The sequence below is a fragment of the Mycobacterium sp. SMC-16 genome (genome assembly GCF_046250085.1).
GTDB classification, from domain to species: domain Bacteria; phylum Actinomycetota; class Actinomycetes; order Mycobacteriales; family Mycobacteriaceae; genus Mycobacterium; species Mycobacterium phocaicum.
In genome coordinates, this window is sequence record NZ_CP176427.1 from 2,518,711 (window position 1) to 2,538,993 (window position 20,283).

Here is a 20,283-nt window from a genome sequence, read left to right on the forward strand (position 1 = left end):
TAGGGGAGTGCACCAGGCGGTTCTCGACGAGTTCGATCAGTTCCTCGAACTCGAATGCGGGCGTTCCGAACACACCCGGCGTGCCTATCTGTGTGACCTGCGGTCGTTGGGGGAATTCCTCGGTGACGACGCGACCATCGCGGATCTGGACCTCATGACGCTGCGGTCGTGGCTCGCCGAACAGGCCGGCAGGGGCGCGGCGCGGACCACGCTGTCCCGCCGGACGTCGGCGGTCAAGACCTTCACCGCGTGGGCGGTGCGGCGCGGGCTGCTCGAGACCGATCCGGCGGTGCGGCTGCAGACCCCCAAGGCCCACCGTGCGCTGCCCGCCGTGCTCCGTCAGGATCAGGCGGTCGATGCCATGTCGGCGGCGAATTCCGGTGCGGAGCAAGGTGATCCGCTCGCGCTACGGGATCGGCTGATCGTCGAGATGCTGTATGCCACCGGCATCCGCGTCAGCGAGCTCTGCGGCCTGGACATCGACGACGTCGACCAGAGTCGCCGGCTCCTGCGCGTCCTCGGTAAAGGCGACAAGGAGCGCACCGTGCCCTTCGGTGAGCCGGCCTCGCACGCATTGCGGGCGTGGCTGTCCGACGGCCGCCCCGCACTGGCCGTCGCGACATCCGGCCCGGCGCTGCTGCTCGGGGCGCGGGGACGGCGCCTCGACCCCCGCCAGGCGCGGACCGTCGTGCACCAGACGATCTCCGCGGTGGACGGTGCGCCCGACATCGGGCCGCACGGCCTACGGCACAGCGCGGCCACCCATCTGCTGGAAGGCGGCGCCGACCTCCGGGTGGTGCAGGAGCTGCTCGGCCATTCGTCGCTCGCGACCACGCAGCTCTACACGCACGTGACCGTCGCCCGGCTGCGCGCCGTCCACGACCAGGCCCACCCCCGGGCGTAACTCGCCGTCGCGAGCATTTCGGGGCCACTCGCGGCTGGTGAACGTGCGCATCCTGCACGCCAATTGCGGCGTGTCGCCGTACAAACGCGGCCGCTCGCGGTTAGGGGGCATCGGGCTTGAGGCGGATCGGGGTGGTGGCGAGCAGGTCCAGGGGATCGACGTAGTCGGCATTGGACGACGCACCCCACATGGCGCCCCAGTGCAGGCAGCTCCCGCCGCAGCCCGGGTGGCCGGCCGCCAGCGTGCCGAGTGGCGAACCCGCGGCGACGACGGCGCCGGGCCGGACCGCCGCACGCACCGGCTCGTAGCTGGTCCGCAGTCCACCCGGATGAGCCACCGACACCACCGGCCGGCCCGCGAGCTCCCCGGCGAACACCACGGTGCCCGGGGCTGCGGCGTACACCGTCTGGCCCGGGGCGCCGGCGAGGTCGACGCCACGATGCCCGCGCTGCCAGTTCGGCCGGGGCGCGTCGAACACCCGCACGACCGCCGGTCGCGGCCGCAGCGGCCAGTCCAGCCGGTCGCCGTCGGCGCGCGCCACGCCGGCCGGCCAGAGGGTGGCGAGCACCACAAGCACGACGATTCGCATCAGCCCAGTTCAACGCCCCGGCCGAGGCTTCGGCACCCCCAGAGACCCGATCTGTGGATAACCGGCGCACTGTGGACAAAGCACCCCTGGGAAGCGTGTAAACTTCCACCTGCAATCCGCATTCGTGGGTTGACTTCGCGCGCCTGCACAGCGGCTCGATCTCGGGTCGCCACCGCATGCCGGGCGGTCCCATCTCGGACAACCGAGTTGGGTCCGGCACGCAGCAGACGCCAGGGTCCGGGATCACCCGATACCGGACGACAACCGATATATAAGTGAGGCACACCCATGGCCGTAGTGACCATGAAGCAGCTGCTGGACAGCGGCGCACACTTCGGGCACCAGACCCGTCGCTGGAACCCCAAGATGAAGCGGTTCATCTTCACCGACCGCAACGGCATCTACATCATCGACTTGCAGCAGACGCTGACCTACATCGACAAGGCGTACGAATTCGTCAAGGAGACCGTTGCCCACGGCGGCACCGTGCTCTTCGTCGGTACCAAGAAGCAGGCGCAGGAGTCCATCGCCGACGAGGCCACCCGCGTCGGCATGCCCTACGTGAACCAGCGCTGGCTGGGCGGCATGCTCACCAACTTCTCGACCGTTCACAAGCGCCTGCAGCGCCTGAAGGAACTCGAGTCGATGGAGCAGACCGGTGGCTTCGAGGGTCGCACCAAGAAGGAAATCCTCATGCTGACGCGTGAGAAGAACAAGCTCGAGCGCAGCCTCGGCGGTATCCGGGACATGCAGAAGGTTCCGTCGGCCATCTGGGTCGTCGACACCAACAAGGAGCACCTGGCCGTTTCCGAGGCCATCAAGCTCGGCATCCCGGTCATCGCGATCCTGGACACCAACTGCGATCCCGACCAGGTCAACTACCCGATCCCGGGTAACGACGACGCCATCCGCAGCGCCGCGCTGCTGACGAAGGTGATCGCCTCCGCGGTTGCCGAGGGTCTGCAGGCCCGTTCGGGTGCCAAGACCGAGGCCGAAGGCGCCGAGCCGCTCGCCGAGTGGGAGCAGGAACTGCTCGCCGGCGCGACCGCCGGCACCGACACCGCGGCCGCTGAGACCGCCGAAACCACCACCACAGAAAGCTGAGATGGCTAACTACACCGCTGCTGACGTAAAGCGACTGCGGGAGCTCACCGGCTCCGGCATGCTCGACTGCAAGAACGCACTGGTTGAGACCGAGGGTGACTTCGACAAGGCCGTCGAGGTCCTGCGCATCAAGGGTGCCAAGGACGTCGGCAAGCGCGCTGAGCGCGCCACCGCCGAGGGCCTGGTCGCCGCCAAGGACGGCGCCCTCATCGAGCTGAACTCCGAGACCGACTTCGTCGCCAAGAACGCCGAATTCCAGGCTCTCGCGGATCAGATCCTCACCGCAGCTGTCGCGGCCAAGGCCAACGACGTGGAGACCCTCAAGGCCGCCACCGTCGACGGCACCACCGTCGAGCAGCTGGTCGCGGACCTGTCCGCGAAGATCGGCGAGAAGCTCGAACTGCGTCGGGTCGCCTACTTCGACGGCACCGTCGAGACCTACCTGCACAAGCGTGCCGCGGACCTGCCGCCGGCCGTGGGTGTGCTGGTCGAGTACAACGGTGCTTCTGAAGAGGCCGCGCACGCGGTCGCGCTGCAGATCGCCGCGCTGAAGGCCAAGTACCTCACCCGTGAGGACGTGCCCGCCGACCTGGTCGCCAACGAGCGTCGTATCGCCGAGGAGACCGCCAAGGAAGAGGGCAAGCCCGAGGCCGCACTGCCGAAGATCGTCGAAGGCCGCGTCACCGGCTTCTACAAGGACGTCGTGCTGCTCGACCAGCCGTCGGTGTCCGACAACAAGAAGACCGTGAAGGCCCTGCTGGACGAGGCCGGCGTCACCGTGACCCGCTTCGTGCGGTTCGAGGTCGGCCAGCAGTAAAACTTGGGCAGCTCACCCGCTGCCCACTGACAAAACCCCGCGCACAATTCCGGCGATCCCGGAGTGCGCGGGGTTTTGCTTTTCCGGCTAGGGCCGGGGGAGCTTGCGGTGCAACGGATTCGCGGTCACCGGCGCGCGACGGCGACTCGCGGGCAGGCTGCTGACGACGTCCGGGCGGTCCGCCGTCACGCGGGTGGCGTCCTGCAGCCGCATGCCCGATGAGTTGCCGGCGCCCAGCGCGGGCGCGCCGATTCTGCGCTTGGCCTGGCCGCTGCAGCTCGGGCAGGGGGTATCGGCGGGCGCGGTCGCCATCGAATGCTGTTCGGTGAAGTCCGGGCAACCCCGGCCACACCGGAATACGTAGGTAGGCACAACGACACCATAAGCCCTCTCGGGCAACGTCATCCGGATGTAACTTGCCCGATCCGCAGACGAGACACCTTCATTATTGAATACTTCCATTCGGAAGTATATGTTGGTATCGCTACGGAGGTAAATGTGCCGGAATTGCTGTTCCCCCTGGATTCGACGAAGAAGTTCACCGACCAGAAGCTGGTCGGCCACAACCGCTGGCACCCGGATATCCCGCCCGCCGTCACCGTCAAGCCGGGGGACAGCTTCCGGGCGCACTGCCGGGAGTGGTTCGACGGCGCGATCCACAACGACGACTCGGCCGAGGACATCCTCAATGCCCCGCTCAAGGGCGTGCACTGCCTGTCCGGGCCGTTTGCGATCGAGGGTGCCGAGCCAGGTGACCTGCTGATCGTCGACATCCTCGACGTGGGGCCCATCCCGCAGGAAGACTCGGGGCCACTGGCCGGACAGGGCTGGGGATACACCGGCATCTTCGCCAAGCAGAACGGCGGCGGGTTCCTCACCGATCAGTTCCCCGACGCCTACAAGGCGATCTGGGATTTCTCCGGGCAGAAGGCCAGCTCACGCCACGTGCCCGGGGTGAAGTACACCGGCATCGTGCATCCCGGCCTCATGGGTACCGCGCCGTCGGCCGCGCTGCTGGCCAAGTGGAACGCCCGCGAAGGCGCCCTGATCGCAACCGATCCCGACCGCGTGCCACCGCTGGCATTGCCGCCCGAACCGCAGGACGCGATCCTCGGCTCATTGAGCGGCGACGCCTTCACCAAGGCGGCCGCCGAAGCCGCCCGCACCGCGCCGCCCCGGGAGAACGGCGGAAACCAGGACATCAAGAACCTCACCAAGGGCAGCCGGGTGTTCTATCCGGTGTTCGTCCCCGGTGCGAACCTGTCGTTCGGCGACCTGCACTTCTCGCAGGGCGACGGCGAGATCACGTTCTGCGGGGCGATCGAGATGGGCGGGTTCATGGACCTGCACGTGGATCTGATCAAGGGTGGCATGGAGACCTACGGCGTGCACGAGAACGCGATCTTCATGCCGGGCAACACCGATCCGCAGTACTCGGAATGGCTGGCCTTCTCGGGCACCTCGGTGACCCTCGACGGCGAGCAGAAGTACCTCGACTCGGATCTGGCCTACCAGCGGGCATGTCTGCACGCCATCGACTACCTGACGAAGTTCGGCTACAGCCCGGAGCAGGCCTACCTGCTGCTCGGGTCCGCGCCGATCGAGGGGCGGCTCTCCGGAGTGGTGGACATCCCGAATTCCTGTGCGACGGTGTACATCCCGACGGCGATATTCGACTTCCCGGTGGCGCCGTCGGCGTCCGGGCCGTACCAGATCGATCCCGGAATGGGCGCGCCACACGCCAGCTTCTGATTGCGCAGCCGACAGCCAGTTCCCCGATTTCCTTGGGGGACTGGCTGTTTGGCGGTGTCAGATCAGTCGCGAAGGTCCGCCGGGGAACCCGGCCGCTGTAGCGTGACCAGCAGTTCGGCCAGCGCCTCGGGCTGCAGTGACGTCGACGTGCACAGCGCGGCCAGCTGCTCGGACTTGTTGAGCCGCTCGCGGTTCTGGCGGTACAGCGCAGCGCCCCTTCGGGTCTGGTAGACCAATACCCGTCGGCGATCGACCACATCGGCCTTGCGCAGCACCAGGTTGTCGTCGACCATCCCGTCGACGAGCCGGGTCAGACTCGGTCCGGGCAGCAGCGTCACCTCGGCCAGTGCCGTCATCGGTTTGCCGGCACCGCCTTCGAGCGCGGCCAGCACATGCCACTGACGCACCGTCAAACCGGCCAGGTGATCTGTCACCACGCGGTCGATTTCGAACGCAACCGACTTCACCAATCGAGCGAGTTCCTCGACGGTGTCGGCACGGGCGCCGGGCTTCATTTCCATGGTGACGCCCAGCCTACCGTGGTGGGACCCCTCGTCTCGCCGTGAAACAGCGCTGATCGGGAGGTATCTTCAAATTGAATTCTGGTCACCCGGGCGGCGGACGTCGTGGTCGTCGCGATCGGAGTGGCATGGCTGGGCCGGTGTCCCAAGGTGAGGTGATGGTGAATCCGAAACCCGCGACGATTCCCGCGCGCCCCGACCGGGATGTGGTCGACATCGCGCTCGTGGTGCCGTTGAGCGGGCCCGCCGGGATGTTCGGACCTTCGTGCGAGGCGAGCGCCGAACTCGCCGCCGAGGACATCAACGCCGCCGGCGGCATACTGGACCGGCCCGTCCGGATTCATCCGGTGGACGCCGGGGCGCCGCTGCGTGATCTGGCGGACGAACTGGGCCGCCTGGTCGCCCAGCAGCAGATCGACGCGGTGGTGGGCTGGCACCTGTCGAATGCGCGGCGCGTCATCACGCCGCAGACGGCCGGCCGGGTGCCCTACGTGTACACCACGTTCTACGAGGGCGGCGAGAGCACCGACGGGGTGTACATGGTGGGCGAAACCCCAGAGCAGCAACTGTTTCCGGCGTTGACGTGGTTGCGTGAGCACCTCGGGCTGAAACGCTGGTGCATCGTCGGCAACGACTACATCTGGCCGCGGCAGACCGCCCGCGTGACCAAGGAGTACATGTGGCGATCGGGCCTCGAATTCGTCGGTGAGGCATTCGTTCCGCTGGGCGGGCGAGATTTCCGGCCCATGCTCGACGTCATCGCCAGCTCGGAGGCCGACGGGGTGCTGGTGTTGATGGTGGGCGCCGACAACGCGGCGTTCAATCGCGCGTTCGCCCGTGCCGGTCTGGACCAGAGCGTCGTGCGACTGTCGTTGATGATCGGTGAGGACGTGTTGTGCGCCAGCGGAAGTGGGGCCACCACCGGCCTGTACACCGCATGCGGCTACTTCGAGAGCCTGCCCACGGAGGTCAACATGGGCTTCGGGTCGCACTATCAACAACGGTTCGGCAGTGCGGCCCCGGCACTCAACAACATCGGTGAATCCTGTTACGAGGGACTGCTTTTGCTCACCGCGCTGGCCCAGACGGCCCGCAGCCTGGAGGTCGCCGCAATCGACCGGGCGCGCTCCAATGTCGCGTACCAGGGCCCGCGCGGCGAGGTCGTCATGCGTGGTGCTCATACTCGTCAACCGGTGTACCTCGCCAGCGCCGACCAGCTCGAATTCGATGTGATTGCCGAGCTGACGCCCTGACCGATGGTCATGGCCCCGCCCGGTGATCAGGGCGAGGCCATGACGATTCATCAGCTCGACTGCGGTGCAACCGCAGTCTTCAGTTCCTCCGTGCTGGTGGCATCGGTGTAGCCGTCCTTCTTGCACATGTCATGGCAGTCCTTCGTGAGCGTGCAGGTCAGCGAGGACACGGTGCCATGGTGAAAAGGACAGTCGTGCACCATGTCCGGCAGTTCGTACCGCTTCTGGTCGACGACGTCCAGCAGCGTCTGACCCGCCCACAGCGGCTCCTTCTCGATCTCCTCGCGAAGTGGATTGCGCCGCGCCAGGTAGTACTTGCCCTTGGTCGCGATGCACATCACCGGGGACAGTACGAACGACAGTGTCAGCGCCAGGTACGGCGACCACGCCGCGAGGAAATCACCGAAAGCGTGGTAGAAGGCCAGGATCGAGAACACCGAACCCACCAGCATCGAGACGAACCCGACGGGATTGATGCTGTAGAGGTAGGCCCGCTTGAACTCGACGTAAGACGGGCTGAGCTTCAGCAGCGGCTTGTTGATCACCAGGTCGGCGACGATCGCACCGATCCAGGCGATCGCGACGTTGGAGTAGAACCCCAGGATGGTGTTGAGCACGGCGAACATGTCGCTGAGCATCAGTGCCAGCGCGATGGCGATGTGCAGGCCGAGGTACACCACCCGGCCCGGGTGCACATGCAGAATCCGACTGAAGAAGTTCGACCAGGACAACGAGCCCGAATACGCGTTGGTGACATTGATCTTCACCTGCGACAGCAACACCATCAGCGTGGCCAACCCGAGGGCGAGGGCGTCGTTGTGGATGACCGAGCCGAAGCCGCCGAGGAACTGCTCGATGGGTTCGGTGGCGGCCGCGAAACCGACCTTGCCCGCGACGTAGAAGGCCAGGAAGGCGCCGCAAATCTGCTTGGCCGCGCCGAGAATCACCCAGCCGGGACCGGCGGCGAGTACCGCGGCCCACCACCGCAGTGGCGGTGTTTCCGACTTCTCGGGCATGAAGCGCAGATAGTCGACCTGTTCACCGATCTGGGCGATGAGCGACAAGGCCACGCCGGCGCCCGCCCCGACCCCGATGGCCGTCACCTGTTCGCTGCCGCCGTTGCCGGCCCAGTTCAGGAACCCCTGGAAGCCAGCCGGATCCGCCGTCGCGATGAAGGCGATGGGGGCGACGAACAGGATCAGCCACAACGGCTGGGTCCAGACCTGGAACTTGGCCAGGGCCGTCATGCCGTAGAGCACGAGCGGAATGATGATCAGTGAGCCGATGATGTAGCCCAGCGCCAGTGGAATGCCGAACGCCAATTTCATCGCCTGCGCCATGATCGCGCCCTCGAGCGCGAAGAAGATGAAGCAGAAGCTGGCGTAGATGAGGCTCGTCAGGGTCGAGCCGAAGTATCCGAAACCCGCTCCGCGCGTGAGCAGATCCATGTCGATGTTGTACTTGGCGGCGTAGTACGCGATCGGGATGCCCGTGAGAAAGATCGTGACCGCGGCGACCAGGATCGCGACGACCGCGCTGGCCGCGCCGTGGGTGACGGCGATCGAGGCGCCGATCGAGTAGTCGGCGAGGTAAGCGATGCCGCCCAACGCGGCCACGGCGCATGCCATCGGTGACCATTTGCGAAAAGACTTGGGCGCGTAGCGAAGTGAGAAGTCCTCGATGGTGTCCTGGTTGGCCCAGGTGACAAAGCGGGACCACGTGTCGTCGGTCACGTAATTCCCCAGGGGTTGCTGTCACGTAATTCCCCAGGTGTGGGCCTCGTGTTGGTCTTACCGGTCGGGGCGGGCGTTGTCTAGGTGGTGGTGCGGCCGGGTCGTTTCCGGGGTCGGTAGCTGGGTCCGTCCATGAGGACTTGGTGGCTGGTGTTGATCAGTCGGTCGAGTAGGGATTCGGCCACGACGGGGTTGGGGAACAGCGGGTACCAGTCTTTGGGGGCGCGGTTGCTGGTCAGGATGAGGGGTTTGCCAGCGATGGCCCGGTCGGAGACCAGATCGTAGAGATCGTCGGATTGGGTGGTGGTGTGCTCACGCATCGCGAAGTCATCGACGATCAGTACCAGGGGCCGGGTGTACTCGCGCATGCGCTGGCCGATGGTGCGGTCGGCGTGTCCGCCGGCAAGGTCGGCGAGCATGCGGGCGCATTTGACGAAGCGGATGTCCCCGCCGCGGCGGGCTACGTGATGTCCGAGTGCTTGTGCCACATGGGTTTTGCCGACGCCGACGGGGCCGTAGAGGATGACTGATTCGCCGGCGTCGAGCCAGCGCAGGGCGGCCAGGTCGCGCAGCATCGCGGCGGGCAGTTTCGGGTTGGCGGTGAAGTCGAAGTCTTCGAAGGTGGCCTGTTCTTCGAACTTGGCGCGGCGCAATCGCCGTGTGAGAGCGGCGGATTCGCGGCGGGCGATCTCGTCTTGACAGAGGGCTTGCAGGAATTCGAGGTGGCCGAGGCCGCCGTCGCGGGTTTGGGCGAGCCGGGCATCGAGGGTGTCGAGCATGCCGGACAGTTTCAGGGTGCGCAGCGCGGTGCGTAGCGCCGGATCACAGATAGACATGGTGGGCTTCCTTTGAAGGTTGATTATGTTGCAGCAGTGTGGAATTGGTGACGATCAGGCGATGATGCCGGTATCGGTGCCGAACTGGTCGGGGCCACGCAGAAACGCCCCCGCCGCGCCGGTGCTGGCGGGCGGTTCGTCGCCGGCGTGTTCGGTGCCGGCGGCCAGGATGCCTTTGATGGTGCGGTAGGACGGGTCACCGACGGCGATGGCGCGGGCGCACGCGGCCTCCAACCGGTCGCAGCCGTGTTTGTCGCGCAGCCCGAGCACTCCTTGCGCGGCGCGCAGATGGTGGATGGCGTTGTCGGCCATGAACGCGGCGATCACCGCGACGCAGGCCGGGCCGACCAGTTCGGCGGTGCGCCGGCACCAGGTCGGGGTTTTCATCGCGAACGCGACCTTCTCCGGCGGGTAATGGGCGAAGTCGGTCGAGCGCCCCGATGGGCGGCGCACGTGGATGGCCACCACCGCATCGGCGTGAAAGACCTGTACCACGTCGCCGGCGGTGCGGGCATGCAGGCGTTGCCCGATCAGCCGCCACGGCACCGAGTACAACGCCTTGCCGACCTTGAGGTGCGCGTCGGTGCCGACGGTGCCGATCGACCAGGTGGACAGTTCAAATACTCTGGGCGGCAACCCGATCAACGCGCTGGCTTCGATCGCTTCAAACACCCGCAACGGCGGCGCGCCCTCCAGTGCCCGACACGACCTCGCCCCGGCCACCTCGATGCTCCAGCGCTGGGCGTCGGTTTGCATCGCGGGCAGCCCGTCGAACTGGCGGCCGCGCCAGAACGAATCCCGGATGTATTGCATGGGCCGTTCGACGCGGGGTTTGTCTTTGGGTTTGAACGCCCGCGCCGGGTCGATCAGGGTGCCGTAGTGGGTGGCCAGCTCGGCATAGGCGCGGTTGATCTTCGGGTCATACAGGTCGGGTTTGTCCACCCCGGTCTTGAGGTTGTCACACACCAACCGGGCCGGGACCCCGCCGAAGAACTCGAACGCCGCGACATGGCAAGCGCACCAGGTGGTTTGGTCCATCCGGATCACCGGGCGCACGAACAGGTGCCGCGAACACGCCAACACCATCACGAACGCCCACACCGCCACCCGGCGGCCCACCGCGGGATCGAACCACATGCCCAGGCGACCGTAGTCGATCTGCGCTTCACTGCCCGGCTCGACCGGCCCGCGCGGCACGGTCACCTTCGCTCGTGCCACCTCTTCCGCGAAATGTGTTGCGATCCAACGCCGAACCGAGGACTCCGACACCGCTACCGCATGCTCGTCCCGCAACCGCTGAGCGATCGTGGCGATCGTGACATCGGCATCGAGCCAGGTCTTGATCTGGTCCCGGTGCGGTTCGATCAGCGGCCAGGTCAGCGCCCGCGCCGCAGGATCGGACAGTTCCGGGAACCACCCGCCGATCAGCTCCGACCACTGTGGCGCGGTCAGCGGCTCCGTACCCGGGCCGATACCCGCCGCGACCGCCGGAGCCAAATATTTGCGGACGGTCTTGCGGTCAATGCCCAGCGACTCCGATAACTGGACCTGCGAACGGCCCGCGTGCCAGTGGGTGAACAACTCGACCAAATCGAGCATCACGATACTTCTCCTCGCCATCAGCGCCCTTCCATCCACCATCAGATGGATGCAGAGCGAACCGGTAAACGAGGCCCACACCAGGCAGACACACCGCCCAGGGTGGGGAATTACGTGACAGCCAGGGTGGGGAATTACGTGACGGACAACCCCTCAAACCTGGGGAAATACGTGACCGCTGACACACGGGCCGACGCGGGCCGCGGCCATCGGTTGGCCGTGCACTTCGTCTAAGGATTGCTCGGTAGTCATGAAGGCGTTTCCTGTCGAATCCGTCGTAATCGCCAGTGATGCAATGCATCAGGCAGGCAGGTCGGATGCGGGCGCCGATGACCGGACCGGTCCGCGACCTGCAGCGGCCGGGTCGAACGGAAATTAGCACCAGTTACTTCCATATGGCAGTAGTCCAAATGGAACGTTACGGCCGGGAAACTACGTGTTTACACTGCGCGTTCGCGCGCGCGGCAAGCCGGTGTCCGGGCTCACAACCGGAAATCTGCGGGTAAGGCGCGGGCGTGCGTCAGCTCGCTGGGATCGGCTGGGGCGGCGTCACGCCGCTGCCGGCACTGGCCGGACGGCTGCCGCCACGGAAACTTCCGCACCACGGAAGCGGCGGCAACGGCCGCTTTGTCGGGCAGCCAGCCTTATGCTGTCTCACAGGTTGCGTCAATTGGGGGTGTGCATGACTGTCGGGCCCGAGAACGGGGCTGAAAGGCAGCCGTGGAAAAAGTCGGCTCAAGGTGGCGGGCCGGAGCCTGCGCCCGGGTCCGAGTCGAGCCCGCCGCCGGTACCTCCGGCGACTCTCGCGCCGAATCCCACCCCGGAGATTCCGCAATTTCAGCCGCCCCCGCCGCCGCAGGACCCGCAGGGGTCGGTCCGCTGGCAGGACCCGGCCACGGCCAAGCCGCGGCAGCCGAGTGTCGCCGAGGCGCGGGCCCGAGACAAGGCGCAGAAGGCGCGTGAGGCCGAAGAAGAGATCGAGCGGGTGAAGGCCGAGAAGGCGCGCAAGCGTGCGGCCACCGGCAAGAAGGTTCTCATCGGTTCGGCGGTCGGCGTCGGCGTGGTTGCGGTGGTCGCCGCCGGCTACGCGATCTTCCACCGTGACGACCGGATCGGTGCGTCCTGCGTCAAGGACGGCACCAACGAAGTGGTGCCCGACAGCTACTGCAGCAGCGGGCACAGTTCGGGCGGCAGCACGTTCTTCTACGCCGGATCGTCGTATCGCTATTACTACGGCGGCTCCAACAGCGGCGTCGGCAGCATCGCGCACGGCGGCACCCTGACCCTGCCGAAAGGCACCACGGCCACAACGAAATCCGGGACCTCCATCTCCAAGTCGGGGTCGTCGGTGTCGCGCGGCGGCTTCGGCTCATCGAGCAGTGGAAGCTCCGGCAGCTGATGCGGCGCGAACGCAGCACCCCGCGGCCGGGGTGGCAGAAGATCATCGCCGACCAGGGCATGTGTTTCGACACTCCCGCCACGAGCGCCGACGGCAGCATGCGGCCCTACTGGGACGAGTCGGTGCACTACGTGTTCGAGATGGACGAGGTGCTCTCGATCGAGGCCTCGGTCGAGGTGCTGCATTCGATGTGCCTGGAAGCCGTCGAGAACATCGTCCTGACCGAGCGCTACCGCGACTTCGGGCTCCCCGAGTGGAGCTGGCCGCACATCGAAAAGTCGTGGCGCCGTAGCGACCCGCACCTGTACGGCCGCTTCGACCTGCGCTACGACGGGCGCCGGCCCCCGGTTCTGCTGGAGTACAACGCCGACACCCCGACGTCGCTGCTCGAAGCCGCGATCCTGCAGTGGTACTGGAAGACCGATGTCTTTCCCGCCGACGACCAGTGGAACTCGCTGCACGAGAAGCTGGTGGAACGGTGGAAGGAAATCCAGGATCGGTTGCCCGGCAACGAAACCCATTTCACCTGGTCGTCCGCCGACACCAGCGGCGAGGACAACGTGACGCTGGCCTACCTCCAGGAGTGCGCCGCCGAGGCCGGTCTGCACACCGTCGGCCTGGCCATCGAGCAATTGGGCTGGGACCGGGACCTGCAGCGGTTCGTCGACCTGGAAGAGGCGCCGATCTCGACGCTGTTCAAGCTCTACCCCTGGGAATGGGTGCTCGACGACGAATTCGGCAAGTACGCGGCCGAATCCCTGCCGGAGACCATGTGGATCGAGCCGCTGTGGAAATCGCTGCTGAGTAACAAGGCCATCCTGGCGGTGCTGTGGGAGATGTACCCCGGGCACCCGAACCTGCTTCCGGCGTACATCGATGATCCGCACGAGCTGACCGAATACGTCCGCAAGCCCAAGCTCGGCCGCGAAGGGGCGAACGTCACGATCGTCGGCGCGGGTTACGAGACCCAGACCGGCGGCGTGTACGGCGAAGAGGGCTACGTGTACCAGTTGCTCGATCCGCTACCGCAATTCGACGACATGCGTCCCGCGCTGGGCGCCTGGATCGTCGGCGACGAATCGGCCGGACTCGGTATCCGCGAGACCTCGGGTCTGGTCACCGACAACGGCGCAGCCTTTGTGCCCCACCGCATCCCGCAGTGACCGGAAGGAAACGAACTTCATGACCCTCACCGCTCTTGGCAACGACTACTGGTCGATCGTCGGGCACGGCGCGTCGGCCATCGCGCTGTACGCGATCGTCGGCGGCGCGCTGATGATCCTCGGCTTCTTCGTGATCGACTGGACCACCCCGGGACCGCTGCGCGACCTGGTCCGGTCGGGGCGGCCGAATGCCGCGGCGGTGGCGGCCTCCGGTGTGGTGTCGATGGCCTTCATCGTGGTGCTGGCCATCTACAGCTCGTCGGGTGACCTGGCGGCCGGTCTGATCAAGACCCTGGTCTTCGGCCTGGTCGGCATTGCCGCACAGGCACTTTCGGTGCGCCTCATCGGTGCTGTCAAGGGCCTGGACATCGGCGAGATGCTCCACGAGGAGAAGTTCTCCCCGGTGGTGCTCGACGTCGCGGCCTCGTATCTGGCATTCGGCCTGATCGTCGCTGCCGCGATTCTCTGATCGCCGCTATTCGGGCGGCAGCAGGCTCGTCAGCGTCTCGCGGAACTGCCGGCGCTGGGCCGGGCTCAGGTCGGCCAACAGGGCGTCGTCGGCGGCGCGGATTCCGGCGACCGTCTTGCTCAGCAGGGTACGGCCGGACCGGGTCAGTTCGGTGGGCCGGGACCGTCCGGCAGCGACGGTCGACGGCCGGGTGATCAGCTCGCGGTCCTGCAGCGCGCGCACCACGATGTTCATCGCCTGTGGCGAGACCCCGACGAACCGCGCCATCTCGGCGTTGGACATGCCGGGCCGGTTGTCGACCATCCGCAGGCAGACGAACTGTGGGAAGGTCAGGCCGATCGGGTCGAGAACATTGGCGGTGATCTCGGCGCGCAGAGCAGTGGCGACCCGGTTGAGCAGATAGCCCAGGGGAGCTTCTTCACCTTCGAACATGTCAATTATATTGACATATATCAACCCCGTTGATAGACCGGAGGTATGACCAGACCCACAGATGCCCTGTTCGAAAGCGCGTACCGCGGCGAGGCCCCCGAGATGGGTGCCCGGCCGCCGTGGAGCATCGGCAGGCCGCAGCCCGAGATCGCCGCGCTGATCGACGCCGGCAAGGTCCACGGCGACGTCCTCGATGCCGGTTGCGGCGAGGCCGCCACCGCGATCTACCTGGCCGAGCGTGGCTTCACCACTGTGGGTCTGGACCAGTCGGCCACCGCCATCGAACTGGCCCGGGCCGAGGCCGCCCGCCGCGGCGCGCACAACGCCAGCTTCGCGGTCGCCGACATCAGCGACTTCACCGGATACGACGGCCGCTTCGGCACCATCATCGACAGCACGCTGTTCCACTCCATGCCCGTCGAGCTCCGGGACGGCTACCAGCGCTCCATCGTGCGGGCCGCCGCTCCCGGCGCGACGTACCTCGTCCTGGTCTTCGATCGCGGCGGCATGCCTGCCGGCCCGGCCAACCCGGTGACCGAGGACGAGCTGCGCGACGTCGTCGGCAAGTACTGGGTGATCGATGACATCTCGCCGGCCCGTATCCACGGCAACATGCCCGCGGGCTTCGGGACGATGGGAGCGCCCGGTACGGGATTCGCCGACGTCGACGTCCGGGACGAGCCGAACGGACTCAAGTCGGTTCGCGCGTGGTTGTTGCAGGCGCACCTGGGGTAGTCCGCCAGGTGGCCGTCCGCCCATCGGGTTCCACCCTCCTTGCCTCCGGCTCGATCGCCATGAGGCAGGATGGAGCCGCTGCCGATCGCCGTGGCAGCTGTGACGTGTGGGGACCGAAGGAGTCTGATGGCCAGCCCAGACAACGAGGCAGACAACGGTGGCCACGGTTTGATCCGGCCGGCCTACCAGCGGGTGCTGCTCAAGCTCGGTGGTGAGATGTTCGGCGGCGGCGCGGTGGGTCTGGACCCCGATGTCGTCGCGCTGGTCGCCCGGCAGATCGCCGAGGTGGTGCGCGCCGGCGCCCAGGTCGCCGTCGTCATCGGTGGCGGCAACTTCTTCCGTGGTGCGCAGCTGCAGCAGCGCGGCATGGAGCGGACCCGCAGCGACTACATGGGCATGCTCGGCACCGTGATGAACAGCCTTGCGCTGCAAGACTTCCTGCAGAAGGAAGGCATCGACACCCGCGTGCAGACCGCCATCACCATGGGGCAGGTCGCCGAGCCGTACATCCCGCTGCGGGCGCGCCGGCACCTCGAGAAGGGCCGCGTCGTCATCTTCGGCGCCGGCATGGGCCTGCCGTACTTCTCCACCGACACCACCGCAGCGCAGCGTGCGCTGGAGATCGGTGCCGAGGTCGTCCTGATGGCCAAGGCCGTCGACGGCGTGTTCACCGCGGACCCGCGTGAGGTGCCCGACGCCCAGATGATCACCAACATCACCCACCGCGAGGTGTTGGAACGCGACCTGAAGGTCGCCGATGCCACCGCGTTCAGCCTGTGCATGGACAATGGCATGCCGATGCTGGTCTTCAATCTGCTGACCGAAGGCAATATCGCGCGCGCCGTCGCGGGTGAGAAGATCGGAACGCTGGTCTCCAGCTAGGGCTGGGGCGGGGCGAGCGGGACTGACGGGAGAAAAGAAGTGATCGAGGAAACCCTCTTCGATGCCGAAGAGAAGATGGACAAGGCCGTCTCTGTGGCCCGTGACGACCTGGGGTCGATCCGCACCGGCCGGGCCAACCCGGGCATGTTCAACCGGATCAACATCGAGTACTACGGCTCGATGACGCCCATCACCCAGCTGGCGAGCATCAACGTCCCCGAGGCGCGCTTGGTCGTCATCAAGCCGTACGAGGCGGGCCAGCTCAAGGCGATCGAGGACTCGATCCGGAACTCGGACCTCGGCGTCAACCCGAGCAACGACGGCAGCGTCATCCGCATCTCCATCCCGCAGCTGACCGAGGAACGCCGCAAGGAACTGGTCAAGCAGGCCAAGGGCAAGGGCGAGGACGCCAAGGTGTCGGTGCGCAACATCCGGCGCAAGGCGATGGACGAGCTGTCCCGGATCAAGAAGGACGGCGAGGCCGGCGAGGACGAGGTCGCGCGCGCCGAGAAGGATCTCGACAAGACCACCGCCACCTACACGGCCCAGATCGACGATCTGGTCAAGCACAAGGAAGGCGAGCTGCTGGAGGTCTAGCACCTCCCAGCCGTGACTTTCGTGACCACCGACACCGCTCCGCCCGGGGAGCCCAAGAAGACATCGCGCGCCGGCCGCAATCTGCCCGCGGCCATCTCCGTCGGCGTGGTGCTCGGCGGCACCGTCATCGCGACGTTGTTGTGGGCCCCGCAGCTGTGGGTGGCGCTGGTGGCACTGGCCATAGCCCTGGCCACCCACGAGGTGGTGCGGCGGCTGCGTGAAGGCGGCTACGCCGTGCCGGTGATTCCGCTGTTGATCGGCGGCCAGGCCATGATCTGGCTGACCTGGCCATTCCGGGAGGCCGGCGCGCTCGGCGCGTTCGGCGCCACGGTCGCGCTCTGTCTGATCTGGCGGTTGCTGTCGGGCGGGCTGAAAGCCGCGCCGGTCAACTACACCCGCGACGTCTCCGTGACCATCTTCCTGGCGGCCTGGGTGCCGCTGTTCGGCGCCTTCACGGCGCTGCTGATCTACCCGCACCACGGCGGCTACCACGAAGGCGCCATGCAGGTGTTCTGCATGATGCTGGGTGTGGTGGCCTCCGACATCGGCGGCTACACCGCCGGCGTGCTGTTCGGTAAGCACCCGATGGTGCCGGCGATCAGCCCCAAGAAGTCCTGGGAGGGCTTCAGCGGGTCGCTGCTGTTCAGCATCGCCGTCTCGGTGCTGTCGGTGCACTTCCTGGCCGGCCGGCCGCTGTGGGTCGGCGTACCGCTCGGCATCATGCTCGTCATCACCGGCACCCTCGGCGACCTGGTGGAATCTCAGGTCAAACGAGACCTCGGGATCAAGGACATGGGCACTCTGCTGCCTGGTCACGGCGGTCTGATGGACCGGATCGACTCGATTCTCCCGTCTGGGGTCGCGGCGTGGCTGGTGCTGGAGCTGCTGGCCTGACGGTCCGTGCCACGGCTCGCGAATTGAGCCAGCACGCCAGCGCGCCGAGCACCAGGCCGACGACCACGCCGAGGTCCGGACGCTGGCCCAGCAACAGCCAGGACAGCACGCCGGCGATCGCGGGGATGACCGCGAACAGCATGGCGACCGCGGCGGCGCCGTAGCGGTCGATCGCCCGCACGTACAGCGTCATGCACAACGTCGCGTTGAGCAGCACCACGGCTCCCACCGCCAGGACCGCGGTGTGCAGGTTGGTCACCGTCCACGGCATGAAGGCGGCCATGATCGCCACCGGGACCAGCGACGCCGCGTTCTGCAGCGCCGCGGTGGCGCGGAAATCCACGCCGCGGCAGAACCGCTGCTGGTAGACGCCGCCGGAGGCCAGAGCCAGCAGAGAGACGACCAGCAACACGATCACGGCGTCGACGCCACCGACCATCAGCAGCCGCTGGGCGCACGCGGCCAGCACCGCCAGCGCGCCCAGGATCAGGGCGGCGACGCGCATGACGGTCAGTCGTTCGCCCAGGAAGAGGGCGGCCAGCAGCGCGGTGGCGACCGGGTTCATCGAGATGACGACGGCACCCAGCACCGCGGGGGCGCCGTGCATCAGCGCCAGGTACAGGCAGATGAACTGCACGGCCTGGGTCAGCAGGCCACTGATCACGACATGAACCAGCCGCGTGCCAGTGGGCCATTTCACACGCGCGGCCAGTGCCCAGGTGGTCAGGATCGCGGCCGCCAGGCCGAACCGGAACACCAGCGTCGCCATGGGTGCCAGGGCCGAAACAGCAAGGGCGCCAATGGGATAGCCCAGTGCATAGACGAAGGCCAGGAGCGACGCGGGACGGGGTGGCATGGGGCCATGGTGCGTGTTCAGCGGGCTGGGGTCCAATGATTTTCGGCTGTGATTTCTTCGGCGGCGTCCGGTCGATGCGATACTGGAACCCGTTATGGCCGTTTCCCTTCCTCTGGTGTTCGATGCACCGCGCCGCGGCATGCCGCCGCGGCACCTGGCCGACCTCGACGCCGACGGTCGGGTCGAGGCCGTCGCCGAGCTGGGACTGCCGAAATTCCGGGCCAAGCAGCTGGCCAACCAGTACTACGGCCGGCTGATCGCCGATCCGCACGAGATGACCGATCTGCCCGCCTCGGTGCGCGATCAGGTGGCCTCGGCGCTGTTCCCCGACCTCATCACCCCCGCGAAGCAAATCCAGTGCGACGCCGGGGAGACCCGTAAGACGCTGTGGCGCGCCGTCGACGGCACGACGTTCGAGTCGGTGCTGATGCGCTACCCGCAGCGCAACACCGTCTGCATCTCGTCACAGGCCGGCTGCGGCATGGCCTGCCCGTTCTGCGCCACCGGTCAGGGCGGCCTCAAGCGGAACCTCTCGACCGCCGAAATCCTCGAGCAGGTCCGGGCGGCGTCGGCCGCCATGCGCAACGAGCATGACGGCCGGCTGTCCAACATCGTCTTCATGGGCATGGGGGAGCCGCTGGCCAACTACAACCGGGTGGTGGCGGCCGTCCGAAGAATTACTGCAGCACCTCCTGACGGTTTCGGAATCAGTGCCCGGTCGGTGACGGTCTCGACCGTCGGCCTGGCACCAGCGATCCGCAAACTCGCCGACGAGAAGCTGGGTGTGACGCTGGCGCTGTCCCTGCACACGCCCGACGACGAGCTGCGCGACACCCTGGTGCCGGTCAACAACCGGTGGAAGGTCTCCGAAGTCCTCGACGCCGCACGGTATTACGCCGACGTGACCGGCCGCCGGGTGTCGGTGGAGTACGCGCTGATCCGCGACGTCAACGACCAGCCTTGGCGGGCAGACCTTCTGGGCAAGAAGCTGCACCGCGCGCTGGGGCCGCTGGTGCACGTGAACCTGATTCCCCTGAACCCGACGCCGGGCAGCGAGTGGGACGCGAGCCCGAAGCCCGTCGAGCGCGAGTTCGTGCGCCGGGTGCAGGCTGCCGGCGTCTCCTGCACGGTGCGCGACACCCGCGGCCGCGAAATCGCCGCTGCCTGCGGGCAATTGGCGGCTGAAGGCTAGTCGGCTAGCGCAGACCGACAGCGTGCCGCAGCTGCGCCAGCAGCTGTTCGGTGTCGTCGCTCGGGACGAGGTAGTGCGACACCGCGATCCGGATGGCCGTCGCGGCCTTCACTTCGGCGTTCGGTCCCGACAGCAGTTTCTGCAGCCGGGCGCGCATGGTCGGGACGACGCTGGGCAGCTGCGCCAGCACCGCCTCGGGCTCGATGTCGATGACCCGCACGCCGGAATAGGTCTTCTGGTACTGCACGATGAATTGCAGTGCGGCATCAAGTTTTTCGCTGCCGCGTAGTCCTTCCGTGGCCGCGGTCATGCCGTCGACGAACAGGTCGCGTTCGTACCGCCCGAACGACTCGAGCAGCTCTTCCTTCGACGCGAACCAGCGGTACAGCGTGGGCCGGGACACGCCGGCCTGCGTCGCCACCTCGGACAGGCTGAGCTTGGTCTGGCCCTGACGGGCAAGCACTTCCGCGGTGGCCACGAGGATTCGGCTGGGGGTCGAGGCGTCCTCGACGGAGCCGCCCTGATTGCTCGCCGCGCTGTCCACGAAACCGATGGT

Annotated in this window: 22 protein-coding genes and 1 pseudogene; 13 read left to right on the forward strand and 10 right to left on the reverse strand. The window is 67.0% G+C overall.

The window, feature by feature from the left end; translation table 11 throughout:
* Positions 1 to 7: 7 nt before the first annotated feature.
* A complete protein-coding gene (locus ACJEIK_RS12170; protein ID WP_064858020.1) occupies positions 8 to 904 on the forward strand; it encodes a tyrosine recombinase XerC in 897 nt (298 codons plus the stop codon).
* 100 nt (positions 905 to 1,004) lie between these two features.
* Here the strand turns inward: ACJEIK_RS12170 and ACJEIK_RS12175 are convergent, their stop codons facing one another.
* Positions 1,005 to 1,493, reverse strand: coding sequence for a murein hydrolase activator EnvC family protein (locus ACJEIK_RS12175; protein WP_064858019.1), 489 nt, complete (start codon positions 1,491 to 1,493; stop codon positions 1,005 to 1,007).
* A pseudogene (locus ACJEIK_RS12180) lies at positions 1,444 to 1,572 on the reverse strand (hypothetical protein); the annotation flags it as partial. The pseudogene ACJEIK_RS12180 and the gene ACJEIK_RS12175, both read right to left, overlap by 50 nt.
* Before the next feature lie 209 nt (positions 1,573 to 1,781).
* Here ACJEIK_RS12180 and rpsB point away from each other — a divergent pair.
* Together rpsB and tsf are read left to right on the forward strand one after the other, a co-directional pair.
* Positions 1,782 to 2,597, forward strand: a complete 816-nt coding sequence (gene rpsB, locus ACJEIK_RS12185; RefSeq protein WP_064858018.1) for a 30S ribosomal protein S2 — start codon at positions 1,782 to 1,784, stop codon at positions 2,595 to 2,597.
* Between the two features lies 1 nt (position 2,598).
* Entirely contained in the window at positions 2,599 to 3,414 is an 816-nt protein-coding gene (gene tsf / locus ACJEIK_RS12190; protein WP_020102030.1) for a translation elongation factor Ts, read from the forward strand.
* Positions 3,415 to 3,501: 87 nt separating this feature from the next.
* Here the strand turns inward: tsf and ACJEIK_RS12195 are convergent, their stop codons facing one another.
* Positions 3,502 to 3,786 (reverse strand): FmdB family zinc ribbon protein, encoded by a 285-nt coding sequence (locus ACJEIK_RS12195; protein ID WP_165605487.1) that lies wholly within the window; start codon positions 3,784 to 3,786, stop codon positions 3,502 to 3,504.
* A 126-nt stretch (positions 3,787 to 3,912) separates the two neighbouring features.
* On the opposite strand from ACJEIK_RS12195, the gene fmdA reads away from it, so the two are divergent.
* A complete protein-coding gene (fmdA, locus tag ACJEIK_RS12200; RefSeq protein ID WP_064858017.1) occupies positions 3,913 to 5,166 on the forward strand; it encodes a formamidase in 1,254 nt (417 codons plus the stop codon).
* Between the two features lie 62 nt (positions 5,167 to 5,228).
* Here the strand turns inward: fmdA and ACJEIK_RS12205 are convergent, their stop codons facing one another.
* Positions 5,229 to 5,687, reverse strand: coding sequence for a MarR family winged helix-turn-helix transcriptional regulator (locus ACJEIK_RS12205; protein WP_234789577.1), 459 nt, complete (start codon positions 5,685 to 5,687; stop codon positions 5,229 to 5,231).
* 158 nt (positions 5,688 to 5,845) lie between these two features.
* On the opposite strand from ACJEIK_RS12205, the gene ACJEIK_RS12210 reads away from it, so the two are divergent.
* On the forward strand, positions 5,846 to 6,940 hold the full coding sequence (locus tag ACJEIK_RS12210; RefSeq protein WP_064858026.1) for a substrate-binding domain-containing protein: 1,095 nt from the start codon (positions 5,846 to 5,848) through the stop codon (positions 6,938 to 6,940).
* Between the two features lie 50 nt (positions 6,941 to 6,990).
* Here the strand turns inward: ACJEIK_RS12210 and ACJEIK_RS12215 are convergent, their stop codons facing one another.
* From ACJEIK_RS12215 to istA, 3 genes are all read right to left on the reverse strand, one after another.
* Positions 6,991 to 8,673 carry a purine-cytosine permease family protein gene (locus ACJEIK_RS12215; protein WP_409431529.1) on the reverse strand — a complete coding sequence of 561 codons (1,683 nt, stop codon included), beginning with the start codon at positions 8,671 to 8,673 and terminating at the stop codon, positions 6,991 to 6,993.
* A gap of 80 nt (positions 8,674 to 8,753) precedes the next feature.
* On the reverse strand, positions 8,754 to 9,509 hold the full coding sequence (istB, locus tag ACJEIK_RS12220; protein ID WP_074360265.1) for an IS21-like element helper ATPase IstB: 756 nt from the start codon (positions 9,507 to 9,509) through the stop codon (positions 8,754 to 8,756).
* A gap of 54 nt (positions 9,510 to 9,563) precedes the next feature.
* A complete protein-coding gene (gene istA / locus ACJEIK_RS12225) occupies positions 9,564 to 11,108 on the reverse strand; it encodes an IS21 family transposase (RefSeq protein WP_109558051.1) in 1,545 nt (514 codons plus the stop codon).
* Positions 11,109 to 11,934: 826 nt separating this feature from the next.
* On the opposite strand from istA, the gene ACJEIK_RS12230 reads away from it, so the two are divergent.
* From ACJEIK_RS12230 to ACJEIK_RS12240, 3 genes are read left to right on the forward strand one after another with little or no spacing between them, the layout of a single operon-like run.
* Positions 11,935 to 12,507 (forward strand): hypothetical protein, encoded by a 573-nt coding sequence (locus tag ACJEIK_RS12230; protein WP_061001139.1) that lies wholly within the window; start codon positions 11,935 to 11,937, stop codon positions 12,505 to 12,507.
* On the forward strand, positions 12,507 to 13,670 hold the full coding sequence (locus ACJEIK_RS12235) for a glutathionylspermidine synthase family protein (RefSeq protein ID WP_061001117.1): 1,164 nt from the start codon (positions 12,507 to 12,509) through the stop codon (positions 13,668 to 13,670). The genes ACJEIK_RS12230 and ACJEIK_RS12235 overlap by 1 nt, the downstream gene beginning before the upstream one ends.
* A gap of 19 nt (positions 13,671 to 13,689) precedes the next feature.
* On the forward strand, positions 13,690 to 14,139 hold the full coding sequence (locus tag ACJEIK_RS12240) for a DUF350 domain-containing protein (protein ID WP_138248861.1): 450 nt from the start codon (positions 13,690 to 13,692) through the stop codon (positions 14,137 to 14,139).
* 6 nt (positions 14,140 to 14,145) lie between these two features.
* Here the strand turns inward: ACJEIK_RS12240 and ACJEIK_RS12245 are convergent, their stop codons facing one another.
* On the reverse strand, positions 14,146 to 14,571 hold the full coding sequence (locus ACJEIK_RS12245; RefSeq protein ID WP_133425993.1) for a MarR family winged helix-turn-helix transcriptional regulator: 426 nt from the start codon (positions 14,569 to 14,571) through the stop codon (positions 14,146 to 14,148).
* A 45-nt stretch (positions 14,572 to 14,616) separates the two neighbouring features.
* On the opposite strand from ACJEIK_RS12245, the gene ACJEIK_RS12250 reads away from it, so the two are divergent.
* From ACJEIK_RS12250 to ACJEIK_RS12265, 4 genes are all read left to right on the forward strand, one after another.
* On the forward strand, positions 14,617 to 15,306 hold the full coding sequence (locus ACJEIK_RS12250) for a class I SAM-dependent methyltransferase (RefSeq protein WP_061001115.1): 690 nt from the start codon (positions 14,617 to 14,619) through the stop codon (positions 15,304 to 15,306).
* Positions 15,307 to 15,432: 126 nt separating this feature from the next.
* Positions 15,433 to 16,188, forward strand: coding sequence for a UMP kinase (pyrH, locus tag ACJEIK_RS12255; protein WP_061001114.1), 756 nt, complete (start codon positions 15,433 to 15,435; stop codon positions 16,186 to 16,188).
* Positions 16,189 to 16,227: 39 nt separating this feature from the next.
* Positions 16,228 to 16,785 carry a ribosome recycling factor gene (gene frr, locus ACJEIK_RS12260; RefSeq protein ID WP_061001113.1) on the forward strand — a complete coding sequence of 186 codons (558 nt, stop codon included), beginning with the start codon at positions 16,228 to 16,230 and terminating at the stop codon, positions 16,783 to 16,785.
* Between the two features lie 21 nt (positions 16,786 to 16,806).
* Positions 16,807 to 17,679: a phosphatidate cytidylyltransferase gene (locus tag ACJEIK_RS12265; protein WP_204158296.1), complete on the forward strand. Its 873-nt coding sequence runs from the start codon at positions 16,807 to 16,809 to the stop codon at positions 17,677 to 17,679.
* On the opposite strand, the gene ACJEIK_RS12270 is transcribed toward ACJEIK_RS12265, so the two are convergent.
* Entirely contained in the window at positions 17,570 to 18,535 is a 966-nt protein-coding gene (locus ACJEIK_RS12270) for a DMT family transporter (RefSeq protein WP_082761791.1), read from the reverse strand. The two genes, ACJEIK_RS12265 and ACJEIK_RS12270, sit on opposite strands and share 110 nt — an antisense overlap.
* Positions 18,536 to 18,629: 94 nt before the next feature.
* Here ACJEIK_RS12270 and rlmN point away from each other — a divergent pair, with 94 nt between their 5' ends.
* Positions 18,630 to 19,727, forward strand: coding sequence for a 23S rRNA (adenine(2503)-C(2))-methyltransferase RlmN (gene rlmN / locus ACJEIK_RS12275; protein WP_061001110.1), 1,098 nt, complete (start codon positions 18,630 to 18,632; stop codon positions 19,725 to 19,727).
* Between the two features lie 4 nt (positions 19,728 to 19,731).
* On the opposite strand, the gene ACJEIK_RS12280 is transcribed toward rlmN, so the two are convergent.
* Positions 19,732 to 20,271, reverse strand: a complete 540-nt coding sequence (locus tag ACJEIK_RS12280) for a TetR/AcrR family transcriptional regulator (RefSeq protein WP_061001109.1) — start codon at positions 20,269 to 20,271, stop codon at positions 19,732 to 19,734.
* Positions 20,272 to 20,283 lie beyond the last annotated feature (12 nt).

Coding starts and splice junctions, on each gene's coding strand:
- ACJEIK_RS12205 (WP_234789577.1), bottom strand. CDS start 5,687: ATGGAAATGAAGCCCGGCGCCCGTGCCGACACCGTCGAGGAACTCGCT.
- istB (WP_074360265.1), bottom strand. CDS start 9,509: ATGTCTATCTGTGATCCGGCGCTACGCACCGCGCTGCGCACCCTGAAA.
- tsf (WP_020102030.1), top strand. CDS start 2,599: ATGGCTAACTACACCGCTGCTGACGTAAAGCGACTGCGGGAGCTCACC.
- ACJEIK_RS12245 (WP_133425993.1), bottom strand. CDS start 14,571: ATGTTCGAAGGTGAAGAAGCTCCCCTGGGCTATCTGCTCAACCGGGTC.
- ACJEIK_RS12175 (WP_064858019.1), bottom strand. CDS start 1,493: ATGCGAATCGTCGTGCTTGTGGTGCTCGCCACCCTCTGGCCGGCCGGC.
- rpsB (WP_064858018.1), top strand. CDS start 1,782: ATGGCCGTAGTGACCATGAAGCAGCTGCTGGACAGCGGCGCACACTTC.
- pyrH (WP_061001114.1), top strand. CDS start 15,433: ATGGCCAGCCCAGACAACGAGGCAGACAACGGTGGCCACGGTTTGATC.
- ACJEIK_RS12240 (WP_138248861.1), top strand. CDS start 13,690: ATGACCCTCACCGCTCTTGGCAACGACTACTGGTCGATCGTCGGGCAC.
- ACJEIK_RS12235 (WP_061001117.1), top strand. CDS start 12,507: ATGCGGCGCGAACGCAGCACCCCGCGGCCGGGGTGGCAGAAGATCATC.
- ACJEIK_RS12270 (WP_082761791.1), bottom strand. CDS start 18,535: ATGCCACCCCGTCCCGCGTCGCTCCTGGCCTTCGTCTATGCACTGGGC.
- ACJEIK_RS12210 (WP_064858026.1), top strand. CDS start 5,846: ATGGTGAATCCGAAACCCGCGACGATTCCCGCGCGCCCCGACCGGGAT.
- ACJEIK_RS12250 (WP_061001115.1), top strand. CDS start 14,617: ATGACCAGACCCACAGATGCCCTGTTCGAAAGCGCGTACCGCGGCGAG.
- rlmN (WP_061001110.1), top strand. CDS start 18,630: ATGGCCGTTTCCCTTCCTCTGGTGTTCGATGCACCGCGCCGCGGCATG.
- istA (WP_109558051.1), bottom strand. CDS start 11,108: ATGCTCGATTTGGTCGAGTTGTTCACCCACTGGCACGCGGGCCGTTCG.